Genomic DNA, 22,638 nt, shown 5'->3' on the forward strand with positions numbered 1-22,638 from the left:
GTCACCACACGGGCGGCCTGCGGTCGCCCCAGAAGCCGCCGACGGACGCCTCCACCTGGGACGACAGCGAGATGAGCGTCCCCTCGTCGCCGAACCTGCCCGCCAGCATCACTCCGATGGGCAGGCCTTCTGGCGTCCAGTGGAGCGGGAGGTTCACCGCGGGCTGGCCGCTCACGTTGTAGATGGCCGCGAAGGGTGCGAAACGCATCATGCGCTCGAACGTCTCCTCGGGCGATTCGGCGTCCTCGAACCAGCCGACCGGCACCGGCGGCTGCGTGACGGTCGGCGACAGCACCGCGTCATAGGCGTCGGTGACGAGGAGCGCGAACCGCGTGGCGAGCTGGAGCGCCGACTGCGCCTGCAGGAACTCGGGGGCCGACACGGCATGACCCCGCTCACGCAGCCAGGCGGTGAGCGGGCGCATCTTCGGCTCGAGTTCCTTGGCCACCGGGTGCATGCAGGCGAAGCTGAACCACAGTTTGACGAATTCGGGCACGACGTCGGGGCCGAAGGGCGGCGCGATCTCCTCCACCTCGTGGCCGAGCGACTCCAGCACCGCTGAGGCGCTCTCGTACGCCGCGAGCACCTCGGGGTGGACCTCCGCGCCGGGCACGGCGGGCGTGGCGAACCTGGCGATCCGCAGGCGGCCGGGCTCCCGGCCGGCGTAGGCCGAGAACGACCCGAGCGCGGGCGGCGGGGCCCAGTACATGTCGCCGGGATTGTTGTGGGCCATCGCGTCGAGCAGCGCCGCCGCGTCCGCCACGTTCCGCGCGATCGGCCCGTTGGTCGACAGACCCGCCAGATCCGGGACGATGGGGGCGAACGAGATCCGGCCGCGGCTGGGCTTGATGCCGTACAGGCCACAGACGGATGAGGGGATGCGGATCGAGCCCGCGCCGTCGCTGCCCTGCGCGACCGGCGCGAGGCCGGCCGCGACGGCGGCCGCCGCTCCCCCACTCGACCCGCCGGCCGACCTCGTGGTGTCCCACGGCGTACGGGCCGGCTCGTGCAGGTATGTCTCGGTGTAGCAGGGCAGGCCGAACTCCGGGGTCGAGGTCTTGCCCAGCATGATCGTGCCCGCGTCCCGCAACCGCTCGACCACGCTGTCGTCCGCGGGCGCGACGAACCCCTCGTACGTGGCCGAGCCGAAGTGGATCGGCACGTCCTTGACGAGGTTGAGATCCTTGATCGGGACGGGCACTCCCAGCAGCGGGGGCAGGTCCTCCGTGTCGCCCGCGGCGATCCGGGCCTCCTGCTCGCGGGCCTGGCCGAGTGCCCGCTCGGCCGTCACAGTGACGAACGCCCCCAGGCCGGAGCCGAGCCGCTCGATGCGCTCCAGGTAGTGCTCGGTGATCTCGACGGGAGAAAGTTCACCCGTACGTACGGCTGCCGCCTGCTCGAGGGCGGTAAGATCGTGAATGTGCGCCACGCTACCGAACGGTAGGCCCCCGGACCGCGGATATCTAGAGAAGATACCCCCACTTCCGCGCAACGAATCAGCGCAAGCAGGCCACAAAAGTATGAACCATCCAACACTAGGCAAGCCGCTGACGGCTCAACTACCGTGAGTGATGTGGATACCGGTCTAGCGCCAGAAGACGGTCACGATACGTCACCCATCTGGGTCGGTGACCAATCGTCGGAGCAGGCGGAACGCCCTTCGGCGCCCCCTGAGGCGCCGGCGTCTCCCACGTACGCTCCGGTCCAGCGCACGTCGCTGAGCAGCCTGTGGCAGGACACGCGATACCGCCACCTGCGCCGCCGGGCCGTGATCGCGGTCGTCGCGGGCGTGGTGTTCGGCGTGGTCTTCGGCAGCTGGCGGCTCGGGCTCACCGCGGCGATCCTCGCATGCGTCGCCGACGCCGTCTACCGGGCGAGGACGGTCTCCGCCATCCCCGCGTGGCGGCGCGCCTCCGCGGCGGAGCGCCAGACGGAGGCCCAGCTCAAGAAGCTGGAGCGGAACGGCTACAAGACGCTCCACGCCCGGGCCATCCCCGGCAGCGAGGCCCAGATCGACCACCTGGTGGTCGGCCCCACCGGCGTGTATGCGGTGGACTCGGAGAAGTGGGACAAGCGGCTGCCCGTACGTGTCCAGTCGCACCGCAAGCTCTTCCACGGCCCCTTCAACCAGAAGCCGCGGCTCGACGAGGCCCGGTGGGAGGCGGCGCAGGCCAGCGACCTGATCAGCAAGGCGCTCGGCCGGGAGATCACCGTGGTACCGTCCCTGGCCATCTACGGCCCGCCGATCCCCTGGCGCATCCTCAACATCCGCGAGGTCGACGTCTTCTCCGGCGGGCTGGTGCGCAAGTGGATCACCAAGCGGGAGAGGTCGCTCACCACGGCCGAGATCGACGCGATCTACCGGGCCGCCGAACGCGTCCTGCCGGCGCGGTACCCCGAGTAGAGCGACGCGCCGTCCCGAGACGTGGACAGCGGGTCTCGGCAGCCGGGCACTGGCCGTACCATTTGAAGACTCAGTAGTCTCCGGATGGGGGTCCCTCGATGCCCGCTCTCAGGTCCCGCACTGTCACTCACGGCAGAAACATGGCCGGCGCCCGTGCGCTGCTTCGGGCCACGGGCGTAGCGGGCAGCGACTTCGGCAAGCCGATCGTCGCCATCGCCAACAGCTTCACCCAGTTCGTGCCCGGCCACGTGCACCTGCGCGAGGTCGCCGAGGTGGTGGCCGGCGCCGTCCGCGAAGCGGGGGCCATCCCGCGGGAGTTCAACACTATCGCCGTGGACGACGGCATCGCGATGGGCCACGGCGGCATGCTCTACTCGCTGCCGTCCCGCGAACTGATCGCCGACGCGGTCGAGTACATGGTCAACGCCCACTGCGCGGACGCGCTGGTCTGCGTCTCGAACTGCGACAAGATCACACCGGGCATGCTGCTCGCCGCGATGCGGCTCAACATTCCCACGATCTTCGTGTCCGGCGGGCCGATGGAGGCCGGCAAGATCCCGGGCCGCAAGCTCGACCTGATCGACCCGATGATCGCCTCCGCCGACGCGAGCGTGTCGGACGCCGACCTCCTGGAGATGGAGGAGAACGCCTGCCCGACCTGCGGCTCGTGCAGCGGGATGTTCACCGCCAACTCCATGAACTGCCTCGCCGAGGCGATCGGCCTGGCGCTGCCCGGCAACGGCACCACGCTGGCGACCCACAAGGCCCGCAAGGCCCTGTTCGAGGACGCGGGACGGCAGATCGTCGACCTCGCCCGGCGCTACTACGAGGAGGACGACGGGTCCGTCCTGCCCCGGAGCATCGCCACCCGCGAGGCGTTCGAGAACGCGATGGCGCTCGACGTCGCGATGGGCGGCTCGACCAACACGATCCTCCACATCCTGGCCGCCGCGCGCGAGGCGGGCGTCGACTTCGGGCTCAAGGAGATCAACGAGATCTCGCTGCGGGTGCCGTGCCTGTGCAAGGTCGCCCCCGCGACGATGAAGTACCACGTCGAGGACGTGCACCGGGCGGGCGGCATCCCCGGCATCCTCGGTGAGCTGGACCGGGCCGGCCTGCTCCACCGCGACCTGCCGACCGTTCACTCCGCGTCCATCGCCGAATACATCGCCAAGTGGGACCCCAAGTCGCCCGAGGTCACCGACGAGGCCGTCGAACTGTGGCACGCGGCGCCCGGCAACGTGCGCACCGTCAAGGCGTACTCCCAGGACGCGCGCTGGGAGTCGCTCGACCTCGACCGCGCCGAGGGCTGCATCCGCGACCTCGATCACGCGTACACGAAGGACGGCGGCCTCGCCGTGCTGTACGGGAACATCGCGCAGGACGGCTGCGTGGTCAAGACGGCCGGCGTGGACGAGTCGATCTGGCGCTTCTCCGGCCCGGCGGTCGTGTTCGAGTCGCAGGAGGAGGCCTCCAAGGGCATCCTCGGCGGCAAGGTCAAGGCCGGCGACGTGGTCGTCATCCGCTACGAGGGCCCCAAGGGCGGCCCGGGCATGCAGGAGATGCTCTACCCGACGAGCTTCCTCAAGGGCAAGGGCCTGGGCAAGGCGTGCGCGCTGATCACCGACGGCCGCTTCTCGGGCGGTACGTCGGGCCTGTCCATCGGCCATGCCTCCCCCGAGGCCGCCGAGGGCGGCACGATGGCCCTGATCGAGGACGGCGACATCATCGAGATCGACATCCCGGGCCGCTCGATCGAGCTCAAGGTGGCCGAGGACGTGCTGGCCGCCCGCCGCGAGCGGTTGCTGGCCGACCTCGGCGGCTACCGGCCGCGTGACCGGCACCGCCCGGTGTCGGCCGCCCTGCAGGCGTACGCCGCGCTGACCACCTCGGCCTCGACCGGCGCCTCGCGGGATCTCTCCCAGCTCTCGCGATGATCGGTTCATGACGGGCCGCCGCCCCGGCCACCCCCGGGGCGGCGGCCCGTCAGGCGTTTTCGCGGCCCGACGGACCCGGAGGCTCCCCGGGGGTGTACGGCGCGGTCGCCGCCCGCTCGCCCGGCCCTGTCGCTCCGCCCGCGAAGCCGTCCAGCGCCGCCCGGATTTTCCCCGCCGATGGACGGACCGCCGCTCGCTCACCTCGGTTCCGGCGTCTCCGCCACGCGGTCCGCTGGAGCAGGCCGCGCGGAGCCGCCTCCGGCGGTGGCGGTTCCGCGTTCATGCGCTCGATGCCCGTACCGCCGGCGGAGGAGCGATCAGCTGTACGAGACCGACTGCACGCTGCAGTCGGTCATCCACGGGCCGGGGTAGACCGGGGCCGTATAGCAACTCCAGGTGGCCGTCACCGTGGTGGTGCCCGCGGGGACGGTGACGCCGCCGGCCGAGCCGGAGAGGTCGTACTGATGGCCCTCGCTGCACTTGGCGGAGACGCTGACGGACGTCGTCCCGCTGGGGAGCGTCTGCGTGAACTGCCACGAGTGCGTGGCCGGGACCGCGGTCATGTTGGCGTAGGACACCGCTCCCCCTCCCCCGTACGGCGAGGCGCCGACGCTCGGGCCGATGGGGTACCAGTCCCTGGTGTCTCCGAAAGAGTTGTAGTTGGAGCAATCCACGGTGGCGTGCAGCGTGACGGCGTCGGCCGCGGCGGGGCTGGGCGCGAGCGCCATGCTCAGCACGCCGGTCGTAACGAGCGTCGCCCCGATCGCGAGCACCCGCCTGACTGAATTCACCGCGAACATGGGTATCCCCTCTCCCGCCTCCGACACCAGCCACAGCGAATGCATCACCTCACCAGGACGCCGTCAATGACCGGCGTTTTCGGCGGGACCGGAAGGCCGGGCCTCCCGGCATGCGAAAACCGCACACCACCGGGGGCCGGAAACCCGGAAACGGCCGGGCCCGGTCGTCGCTGTTCCCTACGCAGCGGAAATCGCGAAGTCCATGCCGGCGCTACGCCGAAATACCGCGAATGCGAAACCCGGCGGGATTTAAAGCAGAACCGGCTCGGTGAAAGATTCAGCACCCGGCACGGGTGCGCGAAACCGCAGGCGCGTGCGGCACGCCTGCGGTTCCGCTCATGTTCACCGGGGTCGAGGGAGCGGAAGGCCGGCGTGGTGACCGGCCCGCCCGCGGTCTCGCGGACACCCCCTAGCGGCCCTTGTGCTCCGTCTTCTGTGCCTCGGTGAGGAGCGCGATGAGCGCCTGGGTCACCCGCAGCACCCCGGCCCTGGCCGCATCGTCCCGGATGCGTCCGTCCGCCCGCTCGGCGAGTTGCCGCAGGTGGGCGATCGCGGGAGGCTCGTTTCCTGCGAGACCGGACCGTTCGGCGTGCTGAAGACGGTCCTCCAGGGCAGACGCCACAGGTTCGGCGATACGACCGGCGGCGACGTATTCGCCGATGAGGTCGCGGATGCCGGAGTACCAGGCGGGGTCGCGGGTGAACGACCGGGGGATGTACCCCGCCTCGGCATCGGCCAGCGTCGTCGCGACGACCTTGTCCGCGTACGAGCGGACGGTCGGATAGAGCTTCGCGAGCTGCGCGTCGGCCAGCGGCACCGAGCTTCCGTCGAGGAAGCAGAAGCCGGGGCCGGTGTTGCTGCCGCTGTTGACGCGCAGCGGCGCCTCCTGTTGGGCGAGCCTGATGCCACCGAGCGCCACACCGAGGTCGTCACGCGCGACCTGCGGCGGAGTCGTGTCCGTCATCCGGATCTTGGGAGCCGCCGGAGGACGCACACCGTAGGCGACCCAGGCGACAGTGTGGTCGTAGACGGCGTTCTGCACCATGTGCTGAGGAATGTGGGACAAGGAGGGCAGCGTGCACGTCTGCGGCTCGCCCGGATAGCCTCCGGGGTACGTGCCGATGTCGCGCTTACGCAACGGACCGTAGTCTCGGATGAGTTTCCAGTCGCCGTGTGACGCGCCGGCGACCTCCCAGCTGGTCAGGACCGCCGAGTCGGCCTGAGCACGAGCCGCCGCCGAGAGGATGCCGTTGCTCACGTCGCCCTCGGAGTTGATCCGGAACACCGGCGTCGCCAGGTCGGTGCGCAGCACACCGCCGCCGCCGTGCAGGACGACCGCGTCGAGGACGTTCGCGAGCGGCTGGACGCCGTTGTAGTAGTTCGCGAGGCGACCGGCCGACTGCGAGTGGCCGGTGGCGATCACGTACCGGGGCGGGGGAAGCTCGCCGAGCGGATCGCTGCCCGCCGGAGCGCGGACGGCCTTCACCGCCTGACTGAAGATGTCGTAGGACAGGCTGTCGTCGTTGATCGTCCCGCCCGCGGTCACGTCAAGGGCTCCGTAGCGGTCCGGGCTCCACGCCTTGAGCCCGGTCGCGGAGTGCACTCCGGCGCGCTGGGCGGAGACGCCGACCCACGCGTACCCCTCGCGGATCAGGTGCTCGTGCGACTGGAACCAGTCGACCTCCTGGTCCCACTGGTTGCTGACGTTGTACCACTCGGCGATCACGACCCCGTTGAACGCGCGGGCCGAGACCGGGCGGCGCACGACGATGCGCGTGGTGTACGGGCTGCCGGTGCTCACGACCGCCGCGGTGTCCGTGCCGCGGGTCGCATAGCCCGTCGCCGTGCCGGAGATGAAGAACTCCTGCTCGACATAGCCCGCCGCCTTGAGGTCGACGTCGGTGGCGAGGAACGGGTAGCCGTGCGCGGGGTCCCCGACGGGCGTGGTGCGGGCGATCGGTCCCGTGAGCGCGGGGTTCGCGACGCCGGCGCCGGTCGCGGTGGACGGGCGGGGAGCGGCCTCGGCCCGGGCGGGTCCGAACGCGTTCGCGGGAGCGGCGAGCCAGAGGGGAACGGTCAACGTGCCGGCGAGACCGAACGCGACAAGTTTTCTGTGAACATTCCGGAGAGACGGAAGGAGGGCGGGCAAGCTTCACCTCGCTGCGAAAGGCCGGGGGGTGGGAGGAATCGTCCGGATCAGCGCGCTGTCTCTGCCGCAGAGACTAACTGCCAACTCAGACGAAAGATAGTGTTGTATGCGCCGAACTTTCGCCATAAACGGCGAAAGGCTGAGGCGTCACCGAGCGGGCGCGTCGAAGCCCCGGCAACCGCCCGCGGCCACCGAACAGGGAAGTGATGGCTGACATGATAGCCACATCAGGCTGACCATCCGAGCGAGCGTTCGGAAAAATGTCAGTCCTCGTCGTTATTGTCGAGGTATGGCCAACGTCATTCGGCACTCGCTGACCGCCGAGGAACTCGCCGCCCTCGCCCTGTCGCTCGCTCACCTCGGTGCCGGCCCTCAGTCGGTCACCGCCCGGCGCGGCCTGCGCCACGCTTTCGAGCACCTCGATCTGGACGACGACGTCATCGCCACGACCCTGACCACCCTCACCACCCCGCTGCCCACCGACGTCGCCCGCCGGGCGCGGGCGGTGGCCAACGCGATCACCGCGCGTCTGGTGATCCGCATCCAGTATCACGACGCCGCCGGCCGGGTGACCGTCCGCGACGTCGAGCCGGTGACCTGTCTGGTCCACGGCGAGTTCTGGTACCTGGTCGGCTGGTGCCGAATGCGCCGGTCGATCAGGGCCTTCCGCTTCGACCGGATCCTGGCGGTCGAGCCGACCGACCTGCCGGCCCGTCCCCACCTGCCGCAGCGTTATCTGCCGTTCCAGCGCCGGTCCCGGGTCAGGCGTCCGTCGGCCGCCTGACCTCTGCCCTCGTTCGTACGCCCGCCCGGGGCCGGACACCGATCAGATCGGCTTAGGGCGCGTATCGGGTTGTGATCAATGATCGGGATTCGCCCTCGCGGCAGGGTCTGATCCGGTAGGTCGTCATGGGTGACCCGGACCCAGTTGACAGACGAAGAGTGGGAGTTCATCAAGCCTTACCTGCCGATCGGCAGGTTCGGTCCATACCCCGAGCGGCTGCGGCAGCAGTTCGAGGGCGTGATCTGGCGGTTCAAGACGGGCGGGCAGTGGCGGGAGATGCCCGAGGAGTTCGGCGCCTGGCCGACCGTCCACAACCGCTTCCGGCAGTGGAGGGACGCCGGCGTCTTCGAAGCCCTGCTGGAAGGGGCGATCGCGGAAGCCGCCAAATGCGGCGAGGTGGACTTATCCCTGGTCAGCGTGGACTCCACCACTGCCCGGGCTCATCACGATGCCGCCGGGATGCACCTCGGCCGCGACCTTGTCGCCGTCCTGGAGAAGGCCACCGAAGAGCAAAAGGGGGCGAGTCGGAAGGACGACAGGAGCAGAACGCCGCAAACGACGCCGGGGCAGAACAACGGCAACGCGTCCGGCGCCAGCGTAAGCTCCGGCTGAAAGCTGCCCTGCTCGGACGCTCCAGGGGCGGGCAGACCAGCAAGATTCACCTTGCCGCCGACCGCAAGTGCCGCCCGCTGGCGTTCGTCTTGACCGCGGGACAGGCCGCCGACAGTCCGCAGTTCATCCCGGTGCTGAAGAAGGTACGCGTCCGGGTGCCCGTCGGCCGTCCCCGCACCCGGCCCGGCGCGGTCGCCGCCGACAAGGCCTATTCCTCCCGCGGCAACCGCGCCTACTTGCGAAGACGTCGGATCCAAATAGTCATCCCGGAAAAGAGGGACCAGGCCGCCAACCGGAAGAAGAAGGGCAGCAAGGGCGGCCGGCCCGTCAGCCACGACACCGAGCTCTACAAGGAGCGCAACACCGTCGAACGCCTGATCAACAAGCTGAAGGCCTGGCGAGGCATCGCCACCCGCTACGACAAGACCCCTGGCAGCTACCTCGCCGGCCTCCACCTCCGCGCTGCGATGATCTGGATCAAAGACCTCACTCGGACCACCCCTTGATCACAACCAAATACACGGCCTAGCCGCCGCAGCAGCCACCGCCGCAGCAACCGCCGCCCGCGCCGCCCGACGGACGGGCGGCGGGAGCTCCGGACGCCCTCCCCGTGACGGCCACGGTGGACAGCAGCTTCACGGTGTCGTCGTGGCCGGAGGGGCACACCGCCCGGTCGCCGGCCTCGGCCATGGGACGGTTGAGTTCGAACGTCGATCCGCATGCGCGGCAACGGTAGTCATAGCGAGGCATGCGTCCAGATTACGACTTCGGGGCGACCTGGGTCTGTCCGGCAGATCATGGCCGTGCCGCGCGTCGCCCCGAGGGCGGGCGTTACACGCGGTCAGGCGAAATGAATCGTGGCGTGATCCGCGATGGGGCGGTAGCCGAGCCGCTGGTAGATGGAGTTCGACGTGAGGTTGCTCAGATCGGTGAACAGCAACACCTCGGTGGCGCCGTCGTCGAGCGCCTTCCTGGTGACCGCGTGCGTGACGGCGCTGCCGTACCCGCGCCCCCGGAGGGCGAGCGGGGTGTAAACCGGGCCGATCCGCGACATGCCGCTGATGGGCGCGGAGACGCCGGCCAGTGACACCGGCCGCCCCTCGTCCTCCCACCAGACCAGTTCCTCACGGTTGATCCGCGCGGAGACGAGCGGAGTGACGTCGACGGCGCGTTCGATGTGCGCCTCCGCCTCGAACTCCCGAAACCACCGAGCGGCCTGATCCACGTCGCCTGGCCCGGCGATCCGGGGTTTTCCCGGCGCCGGAGCGGGCCGCAGCGTGTCGAGCAGGTAGAGGCGCTCGGCGCGCCGCCCGCTCTCCGGCCGCCACCAGGCGGTGGCGAAGGCCTCGACGGCGCTCACCGGTCCGCGCACCGCCGTCAGCCGCCGGTCGGCCTCCACGAGGTCCCGGACCAGCGGGGCGATCGCCCCGGGCGGGACCTCGCCAAGGGTCAGCGGGTACGGCGGAGTGTGGCAGAACGCGCCCACGACCGTACCGTCGTCGCCGGTCGCCCAGCCGAACAGCGGGTCCTCGGCGAACTGGCCGCTCCGCAGCCCGCGCAGCACGGTCAGCATGACCGTGTTGCGTACCGGATCGCGGAGCAGCCAGGACTCCGCCGACGCCGCGAACTGCGCGGCGTCGGCGGTCAACGACCAGATCACGCCGCGGTCTCCGACAGGTAGGGGGCCCACTGCGGATCACCGTCGAGTTGCGCGCCGATGAGCCGCCAGTGCGCGCCGTGCGGCACCGCGGGAGCCACAGGCAGCGCCCACCCCAGCTCCTCCAGCAGCCTGTCGGCCTTGCGGTGGTTGCACGGCATGCACGAGGCGACGCAGTTCTCCCAGGTGTGAGGGCCTCCCCGGGACCTCGGGATGACGTGGTCGATGGTCTCGGCCCGCTGGCCGCAGTAGGCGCAGCGGAAGTTGTCCCGGCGCATCAGCGCCGCCCGGGTGAGCGGGATGCGCGTCCGGTAGGGGATGCGGACGTAGCGCCGGAGCCTGATCACCGACGGGACGTCGAGCGTGCGGGTGGCCGAGCGCAGGACCGCGCCCCGGCCGTCCCGGTGGACGACGTCCGCCTTCTCTCTCAGCACCAGGATGACGGCCCGGTGCAGGGAGAGTGTGGTCAGTGGCTCGTATGTGGCGTTCAGTAGCAGGACTTGGCGCATCAGCCGGCCTCCACAGCGGTCTCGGCTGTGCGCCTGGGTTGTGGCCCCGTTTGTTGGGACCCTGGTGCTTCCGTCACAGGGACCTCCGCCGGACGGCCCAGCGGATCGTCACCACGGCACCGCCCTCCAGCAAAAGTGTGGCCTTTTCGGCGCCCCCTCCGCCACCTATAAAAGGGTCGTGGAGGTGAACGACGGGAACGCCTGCTGCTTCTATGCCCAGCCGATCATCCCTTTATTCCCGTCTTGGCCGGGTACGGACGATGGACCGTGGCAGTCGCCCGGCTGCTTTAAAGTGCCTGCATGAGCCGAGTGCCGTACCCGCCAGCCCGCCGTGACGACATCGTCGACGATCTCCACGGAACGCCCGTCCCCGACCCCTACCGGTGGCTGGAGGATCCGGACGATCCGGCGACGAAGGAGTGGCTGGACGCGCAGGAAACCCTGTTCAGGTCCGCCGAACTCGAGGGGCGCGACCGCTTCCGCGAGCGCGTCGCCGAACTGCTGCGCTCCGGCTCGGTCGGGACGCCCTCCTGGCGCGGCGAGCGCCGGTTCTTCACCCGTCGCGCGCCCGATCAGGAGCACCCGGTCCTGTACGTCGCGGACGGGGGCGGCGAGCGCGTGCTGCTCGACCCCACCGCCCTGGACCCCTCGGGTTTGACCACGCTCGACTCCTACCAGCCGGACAAGGAGGGCAACCGGCTGGCGTACCAGATCTCCGTCGGCGGCGACGAGGAGTCGCGCCTGTACGTGGTCGACGTGGCGACCGGAGAGATCGTCGACGGGCCGATCGACCGCTGCCGCTACTCCCCCGTGGCCTGGCTGCCCGGCGGTGAGGCGTTCTACTACGTACGCAGGCTGGCGCCCTCGCTGCTCCCGGCCGGCGAGGAGCAGTTCCACCGTCGCGTCTACCTGCACCGTCTCGGCACCTCTCCCGACGACGACGTGCTGATCTTCGGCGAGGGCCTGGAGAAGACCAACTACTACGGGGTGTCGGTCTCCCTCGACGGCAGGTGGCTGTCGGTCTCCGCCTCACGGGGAACGGCCCCGCGCAACGACCTGTGGGTGGCCGACCTGGTCGCCTCGTCGCCGGAGGCGCCGGAACTGATCACCGTGCAGCAGGACGTCGACGCCCAGACCGGGCTCCACTTCGGCCGCGACGGGCGGCTCTACGTCTTCACCGACCTCGACGCCTCGCGCGGGCGGGTCTGCGTCACCACCCCGGAGACGCCCGGCCCGGAGCACTGGCGCGATCTGATCCCCGAGGACGCCGAGGCGGTGCTGTCCGATTTCGCGATCCTCGACGGCATGGCCGAGCCGGTCCTGCTCGTCGGCTGGACCCGGCACGCGATCGGCGAGATCTCCGTCCACGCCCTGGAGTCCGGCGAGCGGATCGGCGAGGTCCCGCTGCCGGGGCTGGGTTCGATCGGGGGGATCTTCGAGCGCCCGGAGGGCGGGCACGAGGCCTGGTTCAGCTACACCGACGGCATCACCCCGACCGCGGTGTACCACTACGACGCGCTCACCGGTGAGACCACGCTCTGGGAGGCACCCCCCGGCGCGGTGGAAGTGCCCGAGGCGACGACCGAGCAGGTTGTCTACCGGTCCAAGGACGGCACCGAGGTGCGCATGCTGATCACCTCGCGCCCCGGCTCCGGGCCCCGCCCCACCATCCTGTACGGCTACGGCGGTTTCGGGGTCCCGATGAACCCAGGGTTCTCCGCCACCACACTGGCGTGGGTCGAGGCGGGCGGCGTCTACGTGGTCGCCCAGCTTCGCGGCGGCGGCGAGGAGGGCGAGCAGTGGCACCGGGCCGGCATGCTCGGGAACAAGCAGAACGTCTTCGACGACCTGCACGCCGCGGCCGAGCACCTCATCGCCACCGGCGTCACGACCCCGGACCGGCTCGCCATCTCCGGCGGCTCCAACGGCGGCCTGCTCGTCGGCGCGGCGCTCACCCAGCGTCCCGACCTGTACGCGGCCGTCGTGTGCTCGGCCCCGCTGCTCGACATGGTCAGGTACGAGAAGTTCGGTCTCGGCGCGACGTGGAACGTGGAATACGGCTCCGCCGACGTGCCGGAGGAGTTCGCCTGGCTGTGGGGCTACTCGCCGTACCACCACGTCCGTGAGGGGGTGTCGTACCCGGCCACGCTGTTCGCGGTGTTCGCCTCCGACACCCGCGTCCACCCGCTGCACGCGTGGAAGATGGCCGCGGCCCTGCAGCACGCCCAGGCGGGCGACCGCCCGATCCTGCTGCGCAACGAGAGTGAGGTGGGGCACGGCGCCCGGGCCGTGAGCCGGTCTGTCGAGCTCTCGGCCGACCAGCTCGCGTTCCTGGCCCGGCACACCGGTCTGAAGGTCGGCTGAGGCGCACAGAGTCGGCCGAGGCGCACAGATCAGCGCGGGAAGATGACGGTCTTGTGGCCGTCCAGCAGCACGCGGTGCTCGGCGTGCCAGCGGACGGCCCGGGCCAGCGCCTGGCATTCGAGGTCACGGCCGATCGCGGCGAGGTCCTCCGGCGAGTGGGTGTGGTTCACCCGCGCGACCTCCTGCTCGATGATCGGCCCCTCGTCGAGGTCGGGCGTCACGTAGTGCGCCGTCGCGCCGATCAGCTTCACGCCCCGGGAGTACGCCTGGTGGTACGGCTTGGCGCCCTTGAACGACGGCAGGAACGAGTGGTGGATGTTGATCACGCGCCCGGCGAGCTTGGCGCACATCTCCTCCGAGAGCACCTGCATGTACCGCGCCAGCACGACGAGGTCGGCCTGGTAGTGGTCGACCAGCGTGAGGATCTCCGCCTCCTGCCGCGGCTTGGTCTCCGCGGTGACCGGCAGGTGATGGTAGTCCACGCCATACGACTGGGTGAGCGGGCGCAAGTCGGGGTGGTTGGACGCGACGGCCACGATCTCTATCGGCAGCAGCCCCGAGCGCACCCGGTAGAGCAGATCGTTGAGACAGTGGTCGAACCGGCTGACGAGCACCAGCACCCGGGTCCGCACCGCGAGGTCGAAGAGCTGGAAGTCCATGGCGTACTCCGCCGCGAGCGAGGCGAACTCCGCCCGCAGCTCGTCGGCGGCGCTCCCGCTGGAGAACTGCACGCGCAGGAAGAACCGTTCCTCGACCGGGTCGCCGAACTGCTGGCTCTCAATGATGTTGCAGCCCTTCCCGGCCAGCAGGCCGGAGACGGCCGCGACCACTCCGGGCCGGTCCGGGCAGGACAGGGTCAGCACAAATTCAGCGCTCATGCTCGAATCCTCGTCGGGTGACGGTGTCGGGTTCAAGGGTAGGGCCAGAGAGTGGAAAGGTGAGGGCAGGCGGCGGCGTCCACCGCGCTCCCCTCACCCCTCCTTCTCGTGCCGCTCCAACGCCGCGCGTACGTCGGGGTCGCCGGGGGCCATGGCCAGCGCGCGACGCAGGTCGGCCAATGCCTCCCTGCCACGGCCGAGCGCGTCGAGGGCGGTGGCCCGGTTGAAGTACAGGGCCGCGTCCTCGCCCAGTTCGAGCGCCCTCGTCAGGTCGTCGACCGCGCCGCTCGCGTCGCGGGTCTCGAACCGCAGGGTCGCGCGATTCGCCCAGGCGGAGGCCAGGCGGGGGTCGGCGGCCAGCGCGGCGTCGAAGGCCAGGGCGGCCTCCGTGTAGCGGCCGGCCTCCGTCTCCAGCTGTCCCAGCACGCCGTGCAGGTGCGCGTTGCCGGGGTCCAGGGCGAGCCCCGCCTCGACATCACGCCTGGCGGCCTCGTGCTCGCCGAGCATCTCCAGCACGCCGGCCCGGTTGACGTACGCGTCGAGATAGCCGGGGTCGAGGTCGAGCACGTGGTCGAGGTCGGCCCGGGCGCCGTCCAGGTCCCCCGCGGCCAGGCGAAGCTCCGCCCGGTTGTAGTACGCCTCCGGCAGGGGCGGGCTCACCCGCATCGCGGTCTCGTAGTCGGCCAGCGCCTCGTCCGCGCGTCCCATCTCGAACAGCAGGTTGCCGCGGTCGAGGTAGTGGTCGGGAAAGCCCGGGTCGATCGCGATGGCCCGGTCGAAGTCGGCCAGCGCCTCCTCCGCGCGGCCCAGGCGCGCGAGAAGCTGCGCGCGGTTGGCGAACAGCACCATCCGGTGCACGGGGTGGGCATCCGGCTCGAGGTCGCGTTCGGCCAGGTCGATGGCCGACTGCACCAGGCCGAGCGCCTCGTCGGCCCGTCCCTCCCGCAGCTCGATCAACGCACGGCCGTTCTGGTCGAACCCGAGCTTGAAGGCTCGCGTCCGCCGGTCGGGCAGCAGCGTGGAGATGGCTATCGCCTCGTTGATCCAGGCTCTGGCCCTGACCAGGTCACGCCGGGCGGGATCGCGGTCGCGCGCGTCGAGCATCGCCGTGCCGTACGCGGCGGCGGCGTGGACGGCCGGATCGACGCTGACCCTCCGGGCCTGGTCGTACAGCTCCTGCGCGTCCGCGCGGCGGCCCAGGCCGGCCAGGGCCGTCGCGGTGCGCTGCGTGAAGCGCCACCACAGGTCGGAACCCGGCTTCACCAGCCGCAGCCCGCGCGAGCCCAACTCCACGACCGCGTGCAGGAACCCCTCGGTGACGCAGTGGTCCACCGCCGCCCACAGCGCCCGCGCCGCGGCGTCCGGGTCGGCGCCGTGCTCCAGGTGGTACGGCACCGCGCCCAAAGCGTGCTCCGCCGACTCGGCGTCGGCCCGCAACTCGGCGGCGCGCCGGTCGTGCCGGCGCGCCCGTTCCTCCGGCGGCAGCGACAGGTACGCCCGGTAGGCCCGCGAGTCGTCGGAGGTGCAGTCCGAGGCGACGTAGTCGTCGGGCGGGCCGCCCAGGGCCGGCGCCTCCACCGGCCGCATCCCCTCCCAAGGGGATCGCGGGGATCCCAGGGCCAGGGTCAGATCCGGCACCCGGCGCGCGAGGACGCGCAGCAGTTCGCGATCGGCCGGATCCGCCTCGTGCACGTTGTCGGCCAGCAGCGTCCGCGGCCCGTCCAGGCAGTCACGGACGAACTCGGCGATCCCGTTGGCGATCCGCAGCGTCCGGCGCGGCGCGGGCACCAGGATCCGCTCGTCCTCCGGCAGGCGGGCCTCGATGGCCTGCCGCCGCGGCGGCACCAGAGGACGCAGGCTGGGAGCGACGGCGCGGATCTCGATGTCGTGTTCCGCCACCAGGCCCGGGGAACGCTCCAAGGCGACCGGGACGAGGGCGCGCAGGATCACGCCACCGACCGTGTACGGACCGCGTAGCCTGCGGTGCCCGTTGACGACGGGCGCCACGGGAGGCGGCACCTCCAGAGCAAGCGCTTGGAGGGCCGCCACGCGGTCCCGGGAGAGGCCTCCCCGGACCCAGATGTGGCTCGGGTGGTCCCTCACCCCTTGTGGATGACGCTCGAGGTGCCGCTGAGCTTGGTAGTTCCCGGCTTACGGATAATGATCTTCTTCATCATGCCTCTTTCCCCACTCTTGCGGACAAGGCACAAGTATTGGCAGCGATCAGCTATCCGCCAAGGGATGGAAGCATTATCTATCGGGGGAAAAGTGGGGAGACCACGGCATTTAGCTGCTTCTCGATATAAATCACCACATTGTCGCCGCGAACCTCGCGCCGTAACTCCCGCCACCCGGATTTGCGGTAGAGCTCCAGCGCGGCGACCTGGCGCAGGGTGGTGTCACCGCGCAACGTCGTGTATCCGAGCCGGCGCGCACGATCCTCGAGCTCACGGGTGATCCGCGCGCCGTAGCCGCGCCGCTGGTGCTCCGGGTGGACCCGGAGCCGGCACATCTCGGCGGTGTCGGCGTCGATGCGCCGCAGGCCGCCCATCGCGACGAGCCCCGCCCCGGGCACCTCCCCGACCAGGAAGTCCCCCCCGGCCGCCAGATAGACCTCGGTGATCCGGGGGAAGTCGTCGTCGTAGTAAACGCCGTCACCCGGAACGACGCCCACCTGGGCCAGGCCGATCTGATGAAGGGACCACACCGCGTCGAGGTCGGACCAGCGGTAGCGCCGGATCCGGAGCGGCGCGACCCCGCTCTCCCCGCCTCTCACGGGATCTCCCGGCTCGGGATCTCCCGCCGGCGCGTCTCCTGCCACACGTCCTCCTCGGTCCCCACGTCACCCGATGTCCTGGAACAGGCCGGGCGGAATCTCGACCCGGCTCTGCTTGATCACCTCGCGGAAGGCCTTGAGCTGGGGTGAATCGCCGAATTTCGATCTGACGGCCTTCTCCAGGTCGTACGCGGGCTTGAGCATGAGGTCGGTCCGGTATTCCTTGTCGACCATCTCGATGGCCTGCTGTCCCAGCTTGAGCGCGGCATCCACGTCGCCCTCGATAAGCCGGCACAGCGCCCGGTCGAACCGGATCAGCGTCTGGTCGAGCAGGTCCTCGTCGGAGTACTTGGCGAGCGCCTGCTCCAGGATCACGTCGGCCTCCACCGTCTGCCCCAGCTTCACCAGCACGTCACCCTGGTAGAAGTACAGCTGCCGCTCCGTGTAGCCGAAGGCCGGGTCCTCCCGGTCGCTGTCGCTCATCTGCTGGAAGGCCGCCCTGGCGCGATGCAGGGCCCGTTTGGCCTGTTCGACCACTTCGTGCCGCGAACCGTTGACGCCCGCGATCTTCGCCAGCGCCCTCGCCTCGACGACCGGCGCCATGGTCCGCGCGGCGCAGGGGGTATGGCCGGCCAGGTCGCGACTCTTCTTCGCCAGCGTGAGCGCCTCGCGCGGGTCGCCGTAGTAGAGCGGGACCAGCGCCTCGCGGGCGGTGACCCAGGCACGCAGAGCCCGGTCGCCGGTCTCGTCCGCCGCCAGCCGGCCCGTGCGGAAGAACGAGCGCGCCATGCGCTGGTCTCCCAGGTCGATCATGATCATGCCGGAGAGCCCGGCGAGCTGGGCGGCCATCCGGCACAGCCGCTCCTGCACGTCGATGGGCTGGCGGCGGTCCAGTGCCTTGCGTACGGCGCCGAACTCCAGCATCACGTCGCAGAGCAGCCGTACGGGCGGGGTGTTCATGTACTGCCGCCCGAAGCCGGCCGTGGCCTGCTCCCACTGGTCGAGCATCGCCGGCGAGACGGTGGCCGTCACCATGGTTTCGTCCATCCGCCGCCGAAGGTTCTCCACCGCGCCGAGCACCTCTTCGTTGAGCCCTTCGAGCCCAGCCGCCCCGACGGTGCCGCCGGCGAGGAGCCTCAACAGCGTCCTCCTTAGCACGTTTTCGTCCTCCTCGCCCCCGTCCACCGAAGGGGTGCCGCCGCCCCAGGGTGCCGGTGCACCCCACGGAACGGGTGAAGTGTCAGGTCTGTCCTTCTCTGAGGCCCCGTCACCTAATTCGGCTAGGTGTCCGTGGCCGCAGATGCATGGGCTTTCGAAGCCGAGGGCCAGCGGTTCTACCCGGTAGACCGAACACAGGTAGTGGAGATACTCCGGGCCGGGCCTTTTCATGCCCGACTCGTACGCGGACAGTAGCGTCTCGCCGATGCCGGGAACGGCTTTTCCGTCCCTCTCGAAGAGAGCGCGCACCTGCTCGATCACGTCGGCGAGCGCCACACCGTGCGAGAGGCGATGTGCCTTGATCCGGGTCGTGCCGAACTGTGGCCCGCAGTCGTTGTGAATCTCCTCGGCGATCTGGGCCAGGCCGCGCCCGGCGGCCAGGCCCCGCGCCCTGATGCGGCGCGCGATTTCCGTCTCCCTGTGTTGCCTGCCGGACATTCCGGCCCCTCTCTCGTGGCCGGCCGCACTCGCAGCCCGTGGTCTCGACCGGTCCTCAACTGGTGACGGAGAGTGATCTGCTCGTCGCGCTCCGCCCTCACCATAATGATGGACCAAGGTTGGTGCGGCCAAGTCCCCAACTTGAACGTGCCGACTAAGGATCGTCTCCCGATAGGGGTTTTCTTTCAACCAACAGGGGTTTTCCTTCACCGCGACCGCTTCTCGCCCTCGTTGACCCGAGCACTTCTGTGAGCCATCTTGGGCGCACCACAGTGAACAGACGGGAACGCAAAGTACACATTCCACCCGCAATGGAAATGAAGGAGGACCTACGGTGGGGGAGGACGATTTCCGGCGCCTGGAACATCTGGTGGCCGAACTCGACGCGCGGGGATTGCTCGCGCGAGTCGTGCGCACCCCGTCGGGCCGCGCCTACGTGCGCGTGATCAACCCCGACGCGACGAGCCTCACGGAGAACGTGGTCTGCCAGGCGTCCGACTACTGGTGGTCGTGGGGTGAGCGGATGCACCGGGCGGACGACCCCGCCGGAGCGGCCACGAAGGTGGCCCGCGTGCTTGCCGCGGTGAGCGAGTAGGGGAAGGCGGCGGGCCCCATGGCGAAGCACGGTGAAAGCGCTCTCGCCGCGGGCCGCCGCATCCACCGCGGCCTCGGGGGGCGGGCTGGACGCCCGGTGCGGAGCGTGGCCGTCGTGCCGCCCCGGCATGACGGCGACGCTGCGGCGTCCCGCCCGCCCCGACCCTGTCCGCCCCGACCTCGTCCGCACCGTGGCGCGACCGGCGGCCCTCGGCCCGCCGGTCGTCATGGACCGCCGTCCGGCCCCGTCGAGCAGGTGGGGCCGGACGGTGATCGAGGGGGATCCCCCACGTGGAGAACGACGCCGGGCGCGCTTCCGGGTGCGCGCCCGCGCCCTGCCACACCGTCACTGAAGCGTGTCCGGTCCGCCCTCCGCGGCCCCGGACGGGACGCGCTTCCGTCTTCCCCGGCGATGTGACGGAAGCCGGATCAGTCGGCAGTATTGGCTACGTTCATGACCTGCCGTTGAACCGATCCAGGGGGGATCCACCTCGTGTTGCCGCTGTCGCCCACGACGCCCGACCCAGACCCGACCATCGTGCCCGACCCTGATGTGGTGGCCGCGAAGGTGGCGGCGGCGTGCGAGAACAATGAGGGCGTCTTCTGCACGGTGCTGAACAGCGTCTTCCCCGACAGGGACTTCCCCGCCTGGGTGCAGCTCGTGGCAGGCGTCGTGGACGTGCTGGTCCTGATCATCCTGATCCTGGCCGGAGCGCTGATCATCAGGAACGTCGTCCACCGGCTGATCACCCGGCTCACCGTACGGGCCAGCGTCGGCGTGCTGCCGGAGCGGCTGCGCGGCAGGGCCGTGCTGACCAGCACGGAGGCGGCGACGGCGATCATGACGGAGCGCCGCAGGGCACGCGCCGAGACGATGGGCTCGGTGCTACGGAGCCTCGCGTCCGTGTTGATCCTTGGCACCGCGGCGCTTATGGTCTTCGCGAAGCTCGGAATCGCCATCACGCCGTTGCTCACCAGCGTCGGGATCATCGGCGTGGCGCTCGGCTTCGGCGCCCAGGAGCTGGTCAAGGACTTCATCGCCGGCATGTTCATGCTGCTCGAGGACCAGTACGGCGTGGGAGACGTGATCGACACCGGCGTGGCGGTCGGCACGGTGGAGGCCGTCACGCTCCGCATCACCCGCCTGCGCGACGCCGACGGCAAGGTCTGGTACGTGCGCAACGGCACGATCACCCGGATCGGCAACGAGTCGCAGGGCTGGTCGAGGGCCCTGGTGGACGTGCCGGTGCCGTACGACAGCGACGTGGCGACGGTCCGCGAGCTCCTGACGGACATCGTTAGCGACATGTGGGAGGACCCGGAGTACCGCGACATCGTCATCGTCGAGGAGCCGCAGGTCTTCGGCCTGGAATCGGTGTCGGGCTCGTCCGTCATCTTCCGGATCAGCGCCAAGACCGTGCCCGCGCGGCATCTGGAGGTCGCCCGTGAGCTGCGCCTGCGGGTGAAGCGGGCCTTCGACGACAAGAGCCTCGCCTTCGCCGCCTGACCTTACCGATCGGTAACTGCCTTAGGCTGAAAACGTGACCAGCGAGCAGACCCTCTCCTTCTTCGAGGCGATCGGCGGCGAGGAGGCCTTCGAGCGGCTCGTCCACCGGTTCTACCAGGGCGTCGCGGAGGACCCCCTGCTGCGCCCGATGTACCCCGAGGAGGACCTCACCGGGGCGGAGGAGCGGCTGCGCCTGTTCCTCATGCAGTACTGGGGCGGCCCGAAGACCTACAGCGAGCAGCGCGGCCATCCCCGGCTGCGGATGCGCCATGTGCCGTTCGTGATCGACGAGGCGGCCCGGGACGCCTGGCTCAGGCACATGGGCGACGCCGTGCGTTCCCTGGACCTGCCGGCCGAGCATGAGAAGCAGCTGTGGGACTACCTCGTCTACGCCGCCCACAGCATGGTCAACGCATAAGTAACGGAAACAGCGGGCAGCCCAAGACTCATGGAAACAACCCCCTGGTGGCGTGATGCCGTTGTCTATGAGATCTACGTTCGCAGTTTCGCCGACGCCTCCGGCGACGGTACGGGCGACCTGGCGGGAATCAGGGACCGCCTGCCGTACCTCGCCGAGCTCGGCGTCGACGCGATCTGGCTGACCCCCTTCTACCCCTCCCCCATGGCCGACGGCGGCTACGACGTGGCCGACTACCGCGACGTCGATCCGTTGTTCGGGTCGCTGGCCGACTTCGACGACCTGGTCGCCGACGCGCACGCGCACGGCCTGCGGCTGATGGTGGACATCGTGCCGAACCACAGCTCGTCGGCCCACCCCTGGTTCCAGAAGGCCCTGGCGTCCCCCAGGGGCTCGCAGGAGCGTGAGCGGTACATGTTCCGCGACGGCGGCCCCGAGGACGGCGGAAGCGGCCACGGAGAGCCGAACAACTGGCTGTCGACGTTCGGGGGCCCGGCGTGGACCCAGGTGCCCGACGGGCAGTGGTACCTCCATCTGTTCGCGCCCGAGCAGCCCGACTTCAACTGGCGCAACCCGGAGGTGCGCGAGGAGTTCCTCGACGTCCTGCGGTTCTGGCTCGACCGGGGCGTGGACGGTTTCCGCATCGACGTCGCGATGGGCCTGATCAAGGCGGACGGGCTGCCCGACACCGACCCGGGCTTCACCGCGAAGTCGCCGATCTGGAGCCAGCCGGGCGTGCACGACATCTACCGCGACTGGCGGCGAGTGCTCGACTCCTACCCCGGCGTCCGCGTCGCCGTCGGCGAGGTCTGGACCGACTCGGCCGAGGATCTCGCGTTGTACGTGCGGCCCGACGAGCTGCACCAGAGCTTCAACTTCGCCTGGCTGGAGGCCCCCTGGTCGGCCACGGCCTTCCGGAAGGTCATCGACGACACCCTCGTCGCCGTCGCCTCGCCGACCTGGGTGCTGTCCAACCACGACGTCGTACGGCACGTGACCCGCTACGGCCAGGGGTCGCTCGACCCGGGGGCCGGTCTGGCCCGGGCCCGCGCGGCGTTGCTCGCCATGCTCGCCCTGCCGGGCTCGGCCTACCTGTACCAGGGTGAGGAGCTCGGGCTGCCGGAGGTCACCGATCTCCCCCCCGAGTCCCGGCAGGACCCGATCTTCGCGCGCTCGAACGGCGAGGTGCCGGGCCGCGACGGCTGCCGCGTGCCGCTGCCCTGGTCGGGCACGGAGCCGCCGTACGGCTTCGGATCCGGCGGGTCCTGGCTGCCGCAGCCGCGGGACTGGGCGGACCTCACGGCCGAGCGGCAGGCGGCCGACCCGTCCTCGACGCTGTGGTTCTATCGCCGGGCGCTGCAGACGCGGCGGGAGTTGCGCGGCACGCTGCCGGACGCGATCACCTGGCTGGAGTCGCCGGAGGAGACGCTGTTCTTCCAGCGAGGCCGGCTCATCTGCGTGATCAACTGCGGTGAAGGCGCGGTCGCGCTGCCGCCCCACGACAAGGTGCTGATCAGCAGTGGCCCGCTCGACGGCACCGCCCTTCCCGCCGACACCGCGGCCTGGCTGCTCACCGCCTGACCTCGCCGTGCC

19 protein-coding genes and 1 pseudogene are annotated in these 22,638 nt (G+C 70.3%); 10 read left to right on the forward strand and 10 right to left on the reverse strand.

Going from position 1 to position 22,638, the window contains the following annotated elements:
• Position 1: 1 nt before the first annotated feature.
• Positions 2-1,429 carry an amidase gene (locus tag ACQPZZ_RS30520; RefSeq protein ID WP_432924730.1) on the reverse strand — a complete coding sequence of 476 codons (1,428 nt, stop codon included), beginning with the start codon at positions 1,427-1,429 and terminating at the stop codon, positions 2-4.
• 339 nt (positions 1,430-1,768) lie between these two features.
• Between ACQPZZ_RS30520 and ACQPZZ_RS30525 the strand changes: the two genes are divergently transcribed.
• Together ACQPZZ_RS30525 and ilvD are read left to right on the forward strand one after the other, a co-directional pair.
• Positions 1,769-2,404, forward strand: coding sequence for a nuclease-related domain-containing protein (locus ACQPZZ_RS30525; RefSeq protein ID WP_432924732.1), 636 nt, complete (start codon positions 1,769-1,771; stop codon positions 2,402-2,404).
• Between the two features lie 98 nt (positions 2,405-2,502).
• A complete protein-coding gene (ilvD, locus tag ACQPZZ_RS30530) occupies positions 2,503-4,341 on the forward strand; it encodes a dihydroxy-acid dehydratase (protein WP_432924734.1) in 1,839 nt (612 codons plus the stop codon).
• Between the two features lie 317 nt (positions 4,342-4,658).
• Here the strand turns inward: ilvD and ACQPZZ_RS30535 are convergent, their stop codons facing one another.
• Positions 4,659-5,132, reverse strand: coding sequence for a hypothetical protein (locus ACQPZZ_RS30535; protein WP_432924736.1), 474 nt, complete (start codon positions 5,130-5,132; stop codon positions 4,659-4,661).
• Between the two features lie 418 nt (positions 5,133-5,550).
• A complete protein-coding gene (locus ACQPZZ_RS30540) occupies positions 5,551-7,221 on the reverse strand; it encodes an alpha/beta hydrolase domain-containing protein (RefSeq protein WP_432924738.1) in 1,671 nt (556 codons plus the stop codon).
• 358 nt (positions 7,222-7,579) lie between these two features.
• Here ACQPZZ_RS30540 and ACQPZZ_RS30545 point away from each other — a divergent pair, with 358 nt between their 5' ends.
• Complete coding sequence (locus tag ACQPZZ_RS30545; protein ID WP_363640877.1) at positions 7,580-8,074, forward strand: helix-turn-helix transcriptional regulator; 495 nt, start codon at positions 7,580-7,582, stop codon at positions 8,072-8,074.
• Between the two features lie 129 nt (positions 8,075-8,203).
• Positions 8,204-9,192 (forward strand): annotated as a pseudogene (locus ACQPZZ_RS30550) (IS5 family transposase).
• A gap of 19 nt (positions 9,193-9,211) precedes the next feature.
• Here the strand turns inward: ACQPZZ_RS30550 and ACQPZZ_RS30555 are convergent.
• The 3 genes from ACQPZZ_RS30555 to ACQPZZ_RS30565 form a co-directional block, all read right to left on the reverse strand.
• Positions 9,212-9,436, reverse strand: coding sequence for an FmdB family zinc ribbon protein (locus ACQPZZ_RS30555; RefSeq protein ID WP_030509608.1), 225 nt, complete (start codon positions 9,434-9,436; stop codon positions 9,212-9,214).
• Between the two features lie 91 nt (positions 9,437-9,527).
• Positions 9,528-10,346 (reverse strand): GNAT family N-acetyltransferase, encoded by an 819-nt coding sequence (locus tag ACQPZZ_RS30560; protein ID WP_432924740.1) that lies wholly within the window; start codon positions 10,344-10,346, stop codon positions 9,528-9,530.
• Positions 10,343-10,852 (reverse strand): HNH endonuclease, encoded by a 510-nt coding sequence (locus ACQPZZ_RS30565; protein ID WP_432924742.1) that lies wholly within the window; start codon positions 10,850-10,852, stop codon positions 10,343-10,345. Before ACQPZZ_RS30565 ends, ACQPZZ_RS30560 begins: the two co-directional genes overlap by 4 nt.
• Before the next feature lie 300 nt (positions 10,853-11,152).
• Between ACQPZZ_RS30565 and ACQPZZ_RS30570 the strand changes: the two genes are divergently transcribed.
• Positions 11,153-13,216, forward strand: coding sequence for a prolyl oligopeptidase family serine peptidase (locus ACQPZZ_RS30570; protein WP_432924744.1), 2,064 nt, complete (start codon positions 11,153-11,155; stop codon positions 13,214-13,216).
• Positions 13,217-13,245: 29 nt separating this feature from the next.
• On the opposite strand, the gene purU is transcribed toward ACQPZZ_RS30570, so the two are convergent.
• From purU to ACQPZZ_RS30590, 4 genes are all read right to left on the reverse strand, one after another.
• Positions 13,246-14,094 (reverse strand): formyltetrahydrofolate deformylase, encoded by an 849-nt coding sequence (gene purU, locus ACQPZZ_RS30575; protein WP_432924746.1) that lies wholly within the window; start codon positions 14,092-14,094, stop codon positions 13,246-13,248.
• Positions 14,095-14,187: 93 nt separating this feature from the next.
• Positions 14,188-16,101 (reverse strand): tetratricopeptide repeat protein, encoded by a 1,914-nt coding sequence (locus ACQPZZ_RS30580; protein ID WP_432924747.1) that lies wholly within the window; start codon positions 16,099-16,101, stop codon positions 14,188-14,190.
• Between the two features lie 247 nt (positions 16,102-16,348).
• On the reverse strand, positions 16,349-16,915 hold the full coding sequence (locus tag ACQPZZ_RS30585; protein ID WP_432924749.1) for a GNAT family N-acetyltransferase: 567 nt from the start codon (positions 16,913-16,915) through the stop codon (positions 16,349-16,351).
• A gap of 21 nt (positions 16,916-16,936) precedes the next feature.
• Positions 16,937-18,526, reverse strand: a complete 1,590-nt coding sequence (locus tag ACQPZZ_RS30590; RefSeq protein WP_432924751.1) for a tetratricopeptide repeat protein — start codon at positions 18,524-18,526, stop codon at positions 16,937-16,939.
• Between the two features lie 334 nt (positions 18,527-18,860).
• Between ACQPZZ_RS30590 and ACQPZZ_RS30595 the strand changes: the two genes are divergently transcribed.
• From ACQPZZ_RS30595 to ACQPZZ_RS30615, 5 genes are all read left to right on the forward strand, one after another.
• Positions 18,861-19,121 carry a hypothetical protein gene (locus ACQPZZ_RS30595; protein WP_363640861.1) on the forward strand — a complete coding sequence of 87 codons (261 nt, stop codon included), beginning with the start codon at positions 18,861-18,863 and terminating at the stop codon, positions 19,119-19,121.
• Positions 19,122-19,152: 31 nt separating this feature from the next.
• Complete coding sequence (locus ACQPZZ_RS30600) at positions 19,153-19,473, forward strand: hypothetical protein (protein ID WP_432924753.1); 321 nt, start codon at positions 19,153-19,155, stop codon at positions 19,471-19,473.
• Between the two features lie 140 nt (positions 19,474-19,613).
• Positions 19,614-20,627, forward strand: a complete 1,014-nt coding sequence (locus tag ACQPZZ_RS30605) for a mechanosensitive ion channel family protein (protein ID WP_432924755.1) — start codon at positions 19,614-19,616, stop codon at positions 20,625-20,627.
• 34 nt (positions 20,628-20,661) lie between these two features.
• Positions 20,662-21,045, forward strand: a complete 384-nt coding sequence (locus ACQPZZ_RS30610; RefSeq protein ID WP_432924757.1) for a globin — start codon at positions 20,662-20,664, stop codon at positions 21,043-21,045.
• Between the two features lie 30 nt (positions 21,046-21,075).
• The gene (locus tag ACQPZZ_RS30615) at positions 21,076-22,626 is read left to right on the forward strand and encodes a glycoside hydrolase family 13 protein (RefSeq protein WP_432924759.1); all 1,551 of its coding nucleotides are present in this window, start codon (positions 21,076-21,078) and stop codon (positions 22,624-22,626) included.
• Positions 22,627-22,638 lie beyond the last annotated feature (12 nt).

Origin of the sequence: Microbispora sp. CA-135349, assembly GCF_050947365.1 — a bacterium.
GTDB lineage: Bacteria > Actinomycetota > Actinomycetes > Streptosporangiales > Streptosporangiaceae > Microbispora.

What these genes read in the sequence shown, in the direction of transcription:
- ilvD (WP_432924734.1), top strand. Translation starts at nt 2,503, where the DNA reads ATGCCCGCTCTCAGGTCCCGCACTGTCACTCACGGCAGAAACATGGCC.
- ACQPZZ_RS30545 (WP_363640877.1), top strand. Translation starts at nt 7,580, where the DNA reads ATGGCCAACGTCATTCGGCACTCGCTGACCGCCGAGGAACTCGCCGCC.
- ACQPZZ_RS30555 (WP_030509608.1), bottom strand. Translation starts at nt 9,436, where the DNA reads ATGCCTCGCTATGACTACCGTTGCCGCGCATGCGGATCGACGTTCGAA.
- ACQPZZ_RS30565 (WP_432924742.1), bottom strand. Translation starts at nt 10,852, where the DNA reads ATGCGCCAAGTCCTGCTACTGAACGCCACATACGAGCCACTGACCACA.
- ACQPZZ_RS30570 (WP_432924744.1), top strand. Translation starts at nt 11,153, where the DNA reads ATGAGCCGAGTGCCGTACCCGCCAGCCCGCCGTGACGACATCGTCGAC.
- purU (WP_432924746.1), bottom strand. Translation starts at nt 14,094, where the DNA reads ATGAGCGCTGAATTTGTGCTGACCCTGTCCTGCCCGGACCGGCCCGGA.
- ACQPZZ_RS30590 (WP_432924751.1), bottom strand. Translation starts at nt 18,526, where the DNA reads ATGTCCGGCAGGCAACACAGGGAGACGGAAATCGCGCGCCGCATCAGG.
- ACQPZZ_RS30615 (WP_432924759.1), top strand. Translation starts at nt 21,076, where the DNA reads ATGGAAACAACCCCCTGGTGGCGTGATGCCGTTGTCTATGAGATCTAC.